The following is a 12,515-nucleotide window of genomic DNA, read 5'->3' on the forward strand; positions in this document are numbered from 1 at the left end:
TCTGATCCTAGGACGAACCAGCCCGGCTGATCCCGACATCCGTTAACGTCTCATCCAGCGGCGCGCTCCAAGGTTCCCACCGCATGGCGCAGCATTTCGACCTCATCGTCATCGGCTCCGGTCCGGCAGGCCGGCGGGCCGCCGTGCAAGCCGCCAAGCTCAAGAAATCTGTTCTCGTGATCGAGAAGGGGCGGCGCGTTGGCGGCGTTTGTGTGCACACCGGAACGATCCCGTCGAAGACGCTCCGCGAAACCGTGCTCAATCTCTCCGGCTGGCGCGAGCGCGGCTTCTACGGTCGCGCCCACCGCAACAAAGAGCACATCACCGCCGAAGACCTCCGCCGCCGCCTCGCGATCACGCTCGACCACGAAGTCGAAGTGCTTGAGCACCAATTCTCCCGCAACAACGTGGTGTGGACCGCCGGCAGCGCGCGCTTCGTGGGCGCCCACGCCATCGAAGTCACCGGCGAAACCGGCGACGTCCGCCACTATCATGGCGACAGCGTGATCCTCGCCGTCGGCACTTATCCGCACCGGCCTGCGCACATCCCATTCGACGGCGAAAACATCGTTGATGCCGACGAGATCCTCGATCTGAAGAAGCTGCCGCGCTCGCTCGTGGTCATTGGCGCGAGCGTCATCGGCATCGAATACGCCACCATCTTTTCTGCACTGGATGTGAAGGTCACCGTGATCGAGCCGGGCGCGAGCCTGCTCGGCTTCGTTGATCGCGAACTGGTCGACGAATTCGTCCACGATCTCCGCGACCGCGGCATGAGCCTGCGGTTCAACAGTAAAGCCGTCAGCGTCGAAAAGCTTGGCGAGGCATGCCTCGTGCAGCTGCATGACCAACGTCAGATCGCCGCCGATATGGTGCTGTTCGCCGCCGGCCGAGCCGGCGCGACCGCATCGCTCAATCTCGAAGCCGCCGGTCTCGCCGCCGACGATCGCGGTCGCATCGCCGTTGACAAAGCCACCTTCCGCACCGCCGTGCCGCACATCTACGCGGTCGGCGACGTCATCGGCTTTCCCTCACTCGCCTCCACGTCAATGGAGCAGGGCCGCATCGCGGCGTGCCACGCCTTCGGCGCCGAAGCGCACGCGCCGCCGGAATTTTTTCCGTACGGCATCTACTCGGTCCCCGAAATCTCCACCGTCGGCATGACCGAAGAGCAGGTGCGCGAAAAGGGCATCCCGTACGAGGCCGGCATCGCGCGCTTCCGCGAAACCTCGCGCGGCCACATCATGGGCCTCAATTCCGGCTTCATGAAAATGATCTTCGCGCTCGATACGCGGCGTTTGCTCGGCGTCCATATCGTGGGCGAGGGCGCGACCGAGTTGATCCACATCGGGCAAGCCGTGCTCAATCTCGGCGGCGGCCTGGACTATTTCGTCGAGAACACCTTCAACTATCCAACCCTTGCCGAAGCCTACAAGATCGCCGCCCTCGACGCGTTCAACCGCATGCCCGCGCGCGAAAAGCCCGCGGTGCATGATCTGCAGGAAATCGCGCTCCTCGCCGCCAAGCGCATCGCGAAAGCGGCGCGCGGCTAAGCCGGCTTCCGCTTCCGCCGCGTCGGCGCGCGAGCCATCGCCGGCGCATCATCGTTCACCGGCCGTGGCATCGGCCCAAGCACGGCCTTCGCCGCGCGATCAATCGCGCGCTCCCAGCGGGCCGAGTGCCGAAGCGGCAGCCCGAACTTCCGCGACATCGCGACGAACACCAGCTCCGGCACATCGACATCGCATGCGCGCTCCAAGCCTTGGAAGCCTGGCGATGAATTGGCCTCGCAAATCCGATACGCCGTCTTGTCGAACAGAATATCGATCCCCGCCACATCGAGCTGCAATTCGCGCGCGACCTTCACCGCGAGCTCCGCCATCGCCGGCGGTGGCGCAAACGGCATCGCCGCACCGCCGAGCGAAATGTTCGACTTGAAACCGCCATCGGTCGAGCGCCGCTCCATGGCGGCGACGGCCTTGCCGTCCACTACCAGCACGCGCACGTCGCGGCCGTGGCTGGCTTTGATGTATTGTTGAAACAGGAAATCCTGCCCCTGCGCCGCGCCGTCGAGCAGATTGGCTAGATCATCGAACTGAGCGCGGTTCTCGCACAGCATCACGCCCGCGCCGCGCGTGCCGCGCAGCTTCTTCACCACCACCGGAAAGCCGATCTCGCGCTCGACCAAGCCGACATCGACGGGAAACTTGCCGAGGATCGTCTTCGGGATCGGCAGCCCTGCGCCAGCTAGCACTTGCAAGGTATGCAGCTTGTCCGCCACCGCTTCGATCGCCGCCGGCGGATTGACGATGGCCACGCCCTGGCGCTCGAAGTGCCGCAGCACGGCGAGGGTGAAATACGATGTCTCGCTGCCGGTACGCGGAATAATCAGGTCTGGCTTGCGAAGTTCGCGGCCCTGATAAATAGCGGACCATCCGCCCAGGGAATCCACCACCAGGTCGAATTCGCTCGGTTTCAGCACATGCAATTCGATATCGAGCGCCTTCGCCGCTTCCTGGAAACGGAAAACCTCGTGTGCTTCAGGCACGTTGGGCCCGAGGTCTCGATTGAAAAATAACCAGCAGCGCACGGAAATCTCCCCAGGGCGTTCGTTATCTACGCCCCAATATGGGATTAGGTTCCCAATTCGTGCCTAGCGCGAAGCAGGCGAGGCTAATTTTACGACACCGACGCTACGGTTTTGTGACCTAGCGGACGGGCCGATCTTCTCCCATCACGGTGACACGTTCCACGACGCGTTCGTGCGGCCAGTAGTCCAGCACGCCATAGTGCTGCGTCGCGCGATTGTCCCAAAACGCTATGGCGTTCTCGCTCCAGCGGAAGCGCATCTGATACTCAGGCGCTTTCACGCGATCGAGCAGGTATGCCAACAGCTTTTCAGCCTCATCGTCCGGCAAGCCAAGGATACGGCCTGTGAACACGTGATTGACGAAGAGATGCTTCTCGCCCGTCTCGGGATGGCGGCGCACCATAGGATGAACCATCAGCGGATAGTCTTGGCGTAGTTCGGCGGCCTTTTCTTTCGAGACGCGATAGCCGTAGCTGCGGATGATGTCGTGCTCGGCATCGAGCGCATCGATCTTCGTTTTCACGTCGGGCGGCAGATCGGAATAGATCGCCGCCGTATCCGCGAAGATTGTGTCGCCACCGAAGACCGGCATTTTCCGCATGCGCAGAATGCCCGCCATCGACGGCTTCTCACGGAACGTCACGTCGGTATGCCACTTGTTGGCGGGCCGCGCGATTGGGAAGACCTTGTCGCTGATCTTCATGCCGTCCGCGGCTTCGATGAAGAGAATTTCCGGAAAGCCCGGCACTGTCGCTGTCACCGGATGGCCTTCAAGGTCGCCGAAATACCGGCCAAAGCGCACGTGATCTTCGTAGGAGATGTCTTGGTCGCGAAAGAACAGCACCTTATGCGAGAGCAGCGCCTCGCGGATGGCGGCGACGTCGGCCGACGTTAGCGGCTTGGTCAGATCGATGCCGGATACCTCAGCGCCGAGCAGCGGCCCAGTCGGCGTCACGACAATCGACGTGGCCGCGTCGCGTGAGGCGGTTGCTGTTGTGCTCGGCATGAGTTCGTCCTCTCGTTGCCTGGGGAAATCATGTAAGCTGAAATCCACAGCGCCAAGGTGCGCGGCTACCCGCTTACGGATAGCTTCGCGTGTCACATGGGCGCCTGGTGCGAGAGGCGAGTGCGTGCGCGAAGCGAGATTGCCGAGCATCAATGTCGCGCCGCTTCTGCAGAGAGACGCGGAAACGGTGGCGAAAACCGTAGCTGAGATCGGTGCAGCGTGCCGCGACCTCGGCTTTTTCTACGCCACGCATCACGGCATCAGCGCCGACACTTTAGCGCAGCTAAATGCAAGCAGCCGCGCCTTCTTCGCGTTGCCTGAAGCGGAGAAGATGAAAATCGAAATGGCGCGCGACGGCCGCGCGTGGCGCGGCTACTTCCCACTGGGCGGTGAACTCACGTCCGGCAAGCCCGACCGCAAGCAGGGGCTCTATTTCGGCGAAGAGCTCGGCGCGCGCGATCCGCGCGTCGCAGCTGGCTTGCCGCTGCATGGCGCCAATCCCTTTCCCGAAGCTGTCCCAACACTCAAACCCGCAGTCCTCACCTTCATGCGCGAAGCCGAACGCGCCGCGCATGCGATCATGGAAGGCGTCGCGCTCAGCCTCGGCCTCGACTCGCAGTACTTCCGCCGCACCTACACCGCACAGCCCACACTGCTCTTCCGTATCTTCGAGTATCCCGCCGACGATGGCGAAAGCTGGGGCGTCGGCGAACATACCGACTACGGCTTGCTCACGCTGCTGGCGCAGGATCAGCACAGTGGCCTGCAGGTGAAGACGCCACAAGGCTGGATCGAAGCGCCGCCGATTGAAGGCGCGCTGGTCGTCAACATCGGCGACATGCTCGATCGCCTCACCGGCGGACTCTACCGCTCCACGCCGCATCGCGTGCGCAATGTCAGCGGCAAGAGCAGGCTCTCATTTCCATTCTTCTTCGATCCAGGCTGGGACGCCGAAATCGTCCCGCTGCCTGAGCACGCCAACGCGACCGACGACAGCCGCGAACGTTGGGATCGCGCCAACGTTCACGCATGGTCGGGCACGTATGGCGACTACCTGCTCGGCAAAGTGTCGAAGGTGTTTCCGGACTTAGCGAAGGGCGTGAGCTAATATGGATCGCCGGCGCCCTCGCCGGCATGCGGTGTGTCAACTGCCGCTATTGAGCCGGTTGAAACGAAGAGCCGGCGAGGGCGCCGGCGGTCCAGATTCAACGCGCCGGCATCATCTCGACGAGCGATCCGCCCACCGACATCGCGATCTGCGGAAACACTTCCGCGAGATTTTTGTCGATGCCCATGTAAAGCGGATTGGCGGGAGTCAGCGCTCCGATGCGCAGTTTCACCGGCGTGTTCAAGCTTGCAGCTGCACGCTGCACCAAAGCTGGGATGAACGTGAGGTGCGCGCCGCCGCCGGCGAGCACGACGTCGACGACGTCCGCATTCACCGCCTGTGCGCGCTCTAGCACTGGCTTCAAGCTGTTCGCGATGGTGCCGGCCAGCGCGCCGAGATACTGGCGAAAGCGCTCGTATTCCATCAGGTCGCTGGCGCGGATCGCCAGCGTGCGCCAACCCAACCGCAGCTGGCACTTGCCTGTGCGCAGCAGCTCACGCTTCAAATCCCGCGCCGCCAAGCGCGCGATGCGAGAAATCTTCAAATCCTCTTCCGAGCCTTTGACCACGTGCGCCTTGGTCAGCATGAGCTCGATCAGAATGCGGTCGATCTCATCGCCCGCTAGCGCGCTCGCGTGGCGCGCTTCCTTGATCTCGCCGAGCGTGGGCGGATCGACGGTTTCATCGAACTCGAACGCTGCGATGTCGGTGGTGCCGGCGCCCATGTCGAACACCATCACGAACCGCGTCGGCGCGTTGGTGAAGGCCAGCGCCGCCGCCGCCGCGGCGTGCGGTTCGAATACGCCGGTTTCCAATCGCCCATCGCCAGGATTGGCCGCGGCCTTGTCCAGCGCATCCTTGCACTGCGCGATCGAGATGCCGGCGGGCCCAAGTAGCAGATGCCCCAGCTTTTCCGAGATCGCGGCGGACTCGTTGAAGATGCCTTCGAACATGCGCTCAACGCCGCTGCCCGGTCGCCATACCGGGCTGGTGTAGCGTCGCGGGGCATAGATTGCGGCGTTCGGAATGTTGGGCGCGAGATCGATGGCTTCGCGGATCAGCTGATCGAGATACGCCAGATAGAGCGCGAGCGCGTCGCGCTGCTTGAACGTGCCGGTCGGATCAACGGAGGGCCGTAGCTTGGAATTCAGCGCTTCCTCGATGTTGCGTGCGCCCAGCACCGTTTTGAACGAGAGCAGGGGATCGCGTGCATCCTCGACGCCGCGCCGCGCATGCTCAAACGCTGTGGGGCCGAAGAACAGCCGCCCGCTATCGACGTAGAGCACCGAAGGCGTCAGTAGCGGATGGTCGCCGCCGGAAATAGCGCCAATCGGCAACGGCTTAACGCCGACTTCAAGCGGCAACAGAGGGTCCAAGCAGATCGCCGCCTTCGACAACGCGGTGCCGAAGTCGATGCAAATCCGCGCCCGTGAGATGTCGCCGCCGTCCGCCATGATCCGCCCGAATTCCCGGCGGCGACCTTATTCATTCTTCGCTGCAATGGAAGCGGGTTGACTCACGCTGGTCGGGGTAACCGCAGCATAGCCCGAAGGCCGCCGAGCGGGCTTGGACTCAGGAAAATATCGCCGCCATGGCTGCGCGCGACATCGCGCGCGATGGCCAGTCCCAAACCCACGCCTTTCTGATTGCGCGAACGCGTCGCATCGAGCCGTGAGAAGGGGCGGAATGCTTCCTCGTACAGTTCCTCGGGAATTCCGGGTCCGTTATCATCGACAGAGACTGTCACGGCGTTTTCTTCGCCCTTCACCATGACGCGCACCTTATCCCCATGCGCCGCGGCGTTATCGATCAGATTGACGAGGCAACGCTTCAGCGCGCGTCCGCGCGCCGGCGCGTCGACTTCGCCAGATTGCTCAATTGCAATGTCGGCTCCATCGCGTGTTGAATCCGCCACGACCTCTGTTGCCATGGCGCCAACGTCCACCATTTCCGGGGCCTCTTCCCCCAGGCCTTTGGCAAAGGCGAGGTATTCCTCCAGCGTCTCTTCCATGTCGGCCAAGTCGCGTTTGGCGGCGTCTATCTCCTCGGACTTTGGCATCAACGCGAGCTGAAGCTTGAGCCGCGTCACAGGCGTGCGCAGATCGTGACTCACGCCCGCCAGCAATTGCGCGCGCTGCTCCATCAGCCGCTGCACGCGCTCGCGCATGTTGAAGAACGCGCGCGTCGCACTGCGTACTTCGCGCGCGCCGCGGACGCGGAACGTGCCGCTATCGTCGCCGCGTCCGAACTGCTCCATTGCGTCCGCGAGCTTCTCGATTGGCCGCACCTGGCCGCGCACGAATAGGATCGACACGAGGCAGAAGAACACCGTGCCCGCCATGATCCACATCACGAACAGCGGCCCTGAACGCGCCTGCACCCGATCGAAATCGGTGCGAAACTCAAACACGCCGCCGGTCGTCGGCACGCGCAGATAGACGAGTCCATCGCGGCAGGTCGGATCGTACCAGATCGGTCGCCCGAACTCGGCGTCGAGCGGTTCGAGCAGATACCGGTCAATGTAGAGCGAACGTGAACGCCCGCCGCACCGCTCGCGCTCCAGTGGCGCGGTGTCAAAAGAAAGGCTCATGCGTAACGGCGCGCTCGCGATGCGCCGCACATACGCCAACGTCGCCGGCGTGGGGTTCGCTTCGTAGGTTTGCAGCAACAACGTCACGTCCGACGCCACGGCCTGGCTCATGCGCTTGGATTGAAAGCGCCAGTGATCGTCCAGGAAGACGAGCGTGATGATCAGCTGCAGCAACGCCGCCGGCACGATGATGATCAGCGCGGTGCGCCAATACAAACCGCGCGGCAAATAATCCCGAAGTCGCATCTTACCTCTGAGGCGCCGGAGCGAGCACGGCGCTCCAAACCGCCGATACCTTGGTGTGGCGCGACATCACCGTCCACAGCGCAGCGCCCAGCACGGTGAGCGCCAAACCGAACGTGACGATCCGGCCGGTATAATCGGCGAGGTCGGCGAGGTTTCCAACCAACACCAGCACACAAAGCCAAAGCAGCGCGCGCATCACCCACTTGCCCGCACCCGGCGCCCGCGCCGAAAGCACACTCGCCATGGCGATCAAGCCCGGTCCCAACAGCCAATAATCCTGCGACATCAGCCGAGGGTTCACCAGAATGCCCAAGCTCAAACCGAGCAACGCGCGATCGTCGTCATTGAGCTCCAAGCCCTCTGCCAGCGTCAACCCCGCCAGCGTCATCACCACGCCGTAGCCCAGATACCCAACCTTCACTGCAGTCGAATCCATCGTCGCGCCAAGCACGCTCATCCAGCCCAGAAACGCTTCGCCCGGCCGGTCTTCGTAGATCACGTAGGTGACAAGCTCGGTCCATTGCTCTGCATACGGCCCGCCTTGCCAGAACAGATACGCCGCCGGCGCAAGCCCCAGCAGGATCGTCAGCACCGCGTAGCCGATGCGCTTCCATAGCGGCCAGCGCGCCAGCAGAAACACCATCGCAAACGTCGCAAACAGCGGCTTCACGATCATCGCCAGCGCGATTGCAAACACCAACACGATCGGCCAGCGTCGCAGGATCGTTGCCGCCACGCCGATGAAGGCGTGCAGCACCACCGCGACATTGCCCCAATAGATCGCGCTCCCGGTTATGAACGCGCCGAACCACGCGCGCCGATGCCGTGCGCCCGTGCCGCCGCGCCCGATCATGATCCACAGCAGCGAAAGCACCGCGAGCACGAACAGCGGCGCGTAGATCATCATCAGTCCACGCTGCCCAAGCTCGGCCAGCGGATACGCGAACGCCTGCGCCACCCACGGATGATAGATATACATCGCCGCATGCATGTCGGGGCAGGCGAGGTTGACGTCGTACATCGGCTGGCCAGCGAGATGCTTTTCCGCCGCGCACGCCACCGCCTGATAATCGCCGAACCAGTTCGATTGCTTGATCGCGCGGCTGATCACGCCTGAGAGCGTCGGCAGCCAGAACAGCAAGCTCAGCGCGAACACCTTCCAGCCGGCGTTCTTACTCGCGTCAGTGTTGTCCGCCATGGCGCCGCGTTCCCCCAACTGGCGCAACGCTAAACCAGCGCCGCCATATGCGCTAGACTTGGACGGATGCGCGGCGCTATGCCCTTCGCGTCGTTGGTGAGGCGCAAACATGAGTGACGATCTGCGCCCGCCCAGGCCCACCGAGTACACGCTCTCCGTCGTCGTGCCGGCATACAACGAAGCAGAAACGCTCCCCGAATTGCATCGCCGCTTGACCAGTGTGCTCGATACGGTCGGCGCGACCTGCGAAGTCATCTACATCAACGACGGCAGTCGCGACAAAACGATCGCCGTCATGCACGCGTTGCGCACGCAGGACTCGCGCGTCACCGTAATCGATCTCTCGCGCAACTTCGGCAAGGAGATCGCGCTCACCGCGGGCCTCGATCACGCCCGTGGCCACGCCGTCATCGTCATCGACGCGGACTTGCAGGATCCGCCCGAACTGATCCCGCAATTGATCGACGAATGGAAAAACGGCTTCGACGTTGTCTATGCCAAACGCATCGCCCGCGACGGCGAAACTGCGTTGAAGAAATTTACCGCCGCCGCGTTCTACCGCGTCATCCGCGCCATCTCGCGCACGCAAATCCCCGCCGACACCGGCGACTTCCGGCTGCTCAGCCGCCGTGCTGTTGATGCGCTGAAACAGATCCGCGAACGGCATCGCTTCATGAAGGGGCTGTTTGCTTGGATTGGCTTTCCGCAAAAGGCCGTCGAGTACAAACGCGACCCGCGCCACGCTGGCACGACCACCTTCAACTATTGGAAGCTCTGGAATTTCGCCATCGAAGGCATCACGTCTTTCACGACCGGCCCGCTGAAGTTCGCAACTTATGCCGGCGTGTTCGTGGCCTTCGTGTCGTTCATCTACGCGCTCGTGATCGTCTACGAGACGCTGGTTCATGGCAATCCGGTGCCTGGCTATCCGTCTTTGATGGTCGCCGTGCTTTTCCTCGGTGGCGTGCAACTACTCTGCATCGGCATCATGGGCGAATATCTCGGCCGGCTCTTCAACGAGTCCAAGAACCGGCCGCTCTATCTCGTGAACGAATACTCGCCTGCGCCGTCAATCGCGCACGGCATCCCCGAGCCCGCGCCGCAAAACGCGCCTCAATCCGCCGCCAGCCGATAACCGATGCCGCGCACCGTCTGCAGAAAAATCGGCGCGCGCGGATCGGCCTCAACCTTCCGGCGCAGCCGTGTCACTTGCACATCCACAGAGCGTTCAAGCCCCGCGCTCGTGCGTTTGGCCAGCTCTTCGCGGCTCACAACTTCGCCGGGTCGCGCCGCCAGGATGCGCAGCATCGCCACTTCCGCTTCCGTCAGGCGCACCAATGCGCCTTCGCGCGAAAGCTCGCCCCGCGCACCGTTGAATGCAAACGGCCCGAACGTCACCACCTCCGGCGTCTCACCGCGCCCATTCACCGAGCGGCGCAAGATTGCGTTGATGCGAAGCGCCAGCTCCGCCGGCTCGAAAGGTTTGGCCACATAGTCGTCGGCGCCGATCTGCAGCCCGCGAATGCGATCTTCCGGCATGCCGCGTGCGGTTAGCAGCACGATCGGCACCTTTGAGCTTTTGCGCACGCTTTCGGCCAACGAAAAGCCGTCCTCGACCGGCATCATCACGTCCAAGATCAGGAGATCGAAATCCATCGAGCCGAGCAGCTTGCGCGCGCCCGCCGCGTCACCCGCCGCAGACACGCGCGCGCCGGCCTGACTGAGGTAGCGCTTCAGCAATTCACGGATACGATCGTCGTCGTCGACCAGCAGGAGATGAGGTGGGCGGTCGAGTGCGTCGAAGGTCGCGGCGGTCATTTGCGGCAGCCCTGCGCCAAAGCGCCTGACGGCGAAGCATTCATGCGCATTTTAGCGCCATTGAGGGCACAAAATTCCATCAGACCGGCTGGTTGATTGACAGACATGTCCTACATCACCCAAGAACGCTCAAAACCAACCCTGTGGACCATGCCTTGGAGCAAGGCCGGTCGGCAAGGGCATTCTAGCAGGAAGGAACACGCTTATGCCGGCTTTCGACGATCGCGACGGCTACGTCTGGATGGACGGCGAATTCCTTCCGCACCGCGACGCCAAGGTGCATGTCCTCACCCACGCGCTCCACTATGCGTCATCCGTGTTTGAAGGCGAGCGTGCTTACGGCGGCGTCGTGTTCAAGAGCCGGGAGCACAGCCAACGCCTCCACAACTCAGCGAAGCTGCTTGGGTTCTCGCTTCCGTACAGCGTCGAAGAATTGGATCGCGCCAAGGCCGAGCTGATCAAAAAGCAAGGCTGGGAAAATTGCTATCTCCGCGCGCTGGCTTGGCGCGGCTCCGAACAGATGGGGGTCTCTGCCAAGCGCGACGACGTGCATGTCTCGATCGCTGCTTGGGAGTGGGGCGACTATTTCAAGGACAAGATGAAGGGCGTGCGGCTGATGATTGCGCCGTGGCGCCGTCCGGCGCCTGACACCGCGCCCTGCCAATCGAAAGCTGCCGGCCTCTACATGGTCTGCACGCTCTCGCGCCACGCCGCGACCGACGCTGGCTTCGACGACGCCATGATGTTCGACTGGCGTGGCCAAATCGCCGAAGGCACTGGCGCCAACATCTTCTTCGTGCGCGAAGGCGTTCTGCACACGCCAACGCCGGACTGCTTCTTGAACGGCATCACCCGTCAAACCGTAATCGCGCTCGCCAAGAAGGCGGGGATCGAAGTGGTGGAGCGCGCCATCTGGCCGAACGAACTCGCGAACTTCTCGGAAGCGTTTCTCACCGGCTCCGCCGCCGAGATCACCCCCATCCGCGAAATCGCCGGCCTGCCGTTCAAGCCATCGACGCTGACCGAGCAGATCATGGCGGACTTCTCGGCGCTTACTCGGCGCGCGAATAAATAGCGCTCAGGTCCGCGCGTTTTTCGTCGCCCACTCCAGCGCGTAGTCCGCGACTTCTTCCCAGCCCGGCTCGCCGCAGAGATAGTGTGAGCGGTCTTCGTACACCTTGAGCTCCGTCAGCGACGCGGCGCGTCGCTGGTGCTTGAAGATGTCTTTGGTCATGCCGAGCGGTGCGATGTGGTCTTTGCCGCCGCCGATCAGAAGCATGGGCGGGCGCACTTTGCTGTCCCACGTGATGGCGCCAGCGCCGCCCGACACGACGCCGTCCCAATAGACCTTGCCCGCCGTCGGCACGACGTAGTGCTCGAAATGATAGTCGACCTGATCGCGCGGCAGCCCATTGGCGAACTTGTCAGCGAAGAATGATTTCATCATCGAGATCACTTTGCCGCCACTGAAGGGGTCGCCCAGCACCGGCAACGCATTGATCGCGCCTTCGATCGGAATGCCCACGCCCGGTGTCGGCGCGGGATCGATTGCGACAGCGGCAACGCCCAAGCCTTTGTCCGCCAAGTGCATCGTGAAGACGCCGCCGGCCGAGTGACCCATGATGATCGGCTTCTCGTCCAAGTCAGCAATGATCGCCTCGTAGTGTGCGACGATCTCCTTTGGCCCGTAATGAATGAGTTCTTTGCGCGGATGTGCTTTGAGTTCGACCGGATCGCCTTCGTCGCCTGGCCAGTCCGGTGTCACGACTTTGAAGCCTTTGGCCTCGTAACGCGTCTTCCAATGTTCCCAGCTCTTGGAATTCAGCCAAGCACCGTGAACCAAAAGAATCGTGCGCGTCATGGTCGTCTCCCATCGGCTTGCAGTTCAACGTTATGAACCGGCCACGCGCGGAACAAGCGAAAATGAGATGAAGTCGGAACTCACGTAGCGGCGCCGCGT

Annotated in this window: 11 protein-coding genes; 4 read left to right on the forward strand and 7 right to left on the reverse strand. The window is 62.8% G+C overall.

Annotation, left to right across the window (positions count from 1 at the left end; translation table 11 throughout):
- The first annotated feature begins 83 nt into the window (after nt 1-83).
- Nucleotides 84-1,553, forward strand: coding sequence for a Si-specific NAD(P)(+) transhydrogenase (sthA, locus tag DSM104635_RS04975; protein WP_158765143.1), 1,470 nt, complete (start codon nt 84-86; stop codon nt 1,551-1,553).
- Here the strand turns inward: sthA and DSM104635_RS04980 are convergent.
- Together DSM104635_RS04980 and DSM104635_RS04985 are read right to left on the reverse strand one after the other, a co-directional pair.
- A complete protein-coding gene (locus DSM104635_RS04980; RefSeq protein ID WP_228445867.1) occupies nt 1,550-2,548 on the reverse strand; it encodes an ATP-grasp domain-containing protein in 999 nt (332 codons plus the stop codon). The genes sthA and DSM104635_RS04980 overlap by 4 nt on opposite strands.
- Nucleotides 2,549-2,708: 160 nt before the next feature.
- Nucleotides 2,709-3,596, reverse strand: a complete 888-nt coding sequence (locus DSM104635_RS04985) for a TauD/TfdA dioxygenase family protein (RefSeq protein ID WP_158765145.1) — start codon at nt 3,594-3,596, stop codon at nt 2,709-2,711.
- A gap of 124 nt (nt 3,597-3,720) precedes the next feature.
- Here DSM104635_RS04985 and DSM104635_RS04990 point away from each other — a divergent pair, with 124 nt between their 5' ends.
- Complete coding sequence (locus DSM104635_RS04990) at nt 3,721-4,704, forward strand: isopenicillin N synthase family dioxygenase (RefSeq protein WP_228445869.1); 984 nt, start codon at nt 3,721-3,723, stop codon at nt 4,702-4,704.
- A 97-nt stretch (nt 4,705-4,801) separates the two neighbouring features.
- Here DSM104635_RS04990 and DSM104635_RS04995 read toward each other — a convergent pair whose 3' ends face one another.
- From DSM104635_RS04995 to DSM104635_RS05005, 3 genes are all read right to left on the reverse strand, one after another.
- Nucleotides 4,802-6,157 carry an Hsp70 family protein gene (locus tag DSM104635_RS04995; protein WP_158765147.1) on the reverse strand — a complete coding sequence of 452 codons (1,356 nt, stop codon included), beginning with the start codon at nt 6,155-6,157 and terminating at the stop codon, nt 4,802-4,804.
- 62 nt (nt 6,158-6,219) lie between these two features.
- Entirely contained in the window at nt 6,220-7,539 is a 1,320-nt protein-coding gene (locus tag DSM104635_RS05000) for an ATP-binding protein (protein ID WP_158765148.1), read from the reverse strand.
- 1 nt (nt 7,540) lies between these two features.
- Nucleotides 7,541-8,737 carry a hypothetical protein gene (locus tag DSM104635_RS05005; RefSeq protein WP_158765149.1) on the reverse strand — a complete coding sequence of 399 codons (1,197 nt, stop codon included), beginning with the start codon at nt 8,735-8,737 and terminating at the stop codon, nt 7,541-7,543.
- A 109-nt stretch (nt 8,738-8,846) separates the two neighbouring features.
- Here DSM104635_RS05005 and DSM104635_RS05010 point away from each other — a divergent pair, with 109 nt between their 5' ends.
- On the forward strand, nt 8,847-9,872 hold the full coding sequence (locus DSM104635_RS05010; RefSeq protein ID WP_158765150.1) for a glycosyltransferase family 2 protein: 1,026 nt from the start codon (nt 8,847-8,849) through the stop codon (nt 9,870-9,872).
- Here DSM104635_RS05010 and DSM104635_RS05015 read toward each other — a convergent pair.
- Nucleotides 9,851-10,555 (reverse strand): response regulator, encoded by a 705-nt coding sequence (locus tag DSM104635_RS05015; protein ID WP_158765151.1) that lies wholly within the window; start codon nt 10,553-10,555, stop codon nt 9,851-9,853. The two genes, DSM104635_RS05010 and DSM104635_RS05015, sit on opposite strands and share 22 nt — an antisense overlap.
- A 205-nt stretch (nt 10,556-10,760) precedes the next feature.
- Between DSM104635_RS05015 and DSM104635_RS05020 the strand changes: the two genes are divergently transcribed.
- Complete coding sequence (locus tag DSM104635_RS05020) at nt 10,761-11,630, forward strand: branched-chain amino acid aminotransferase (RefSeq protein ID WP_158765152.1); 870 nt, start codon at nt 10,761-10,763, stop codon at nt 11,628-11,630.
- Nucleotides 11,631-11,633: 3 nt separating this feature from the next.
- Here the strand turns inward: DSM104635_RS05020 and DSM104635_RS05025 are convergent, their stop codons facing one another.
- On the reverse strand, nt 11,634-12,416 hold the full coding sequence (locus DSM104635_RS05025) for an alpha/beta hydrolase (protein WP_158765153.1): 783 nt from the start codon (nt 12,414-12,416) through the stop codon (nt 11,634-11,636).
- Between the last annotated feature and the right edge of the window lie 99 nt (nt 12,417-12,515).

Source organism: Terricaulis silvestris (genome assembly GCF_009792355.1).
Lineage (GTDB): Bacteria > Pseudomonadota > Alphaproteobacteria > Caulobacterales > Aquidulcibacteraceae > Vitreimonas > Vitreimonas silvestris.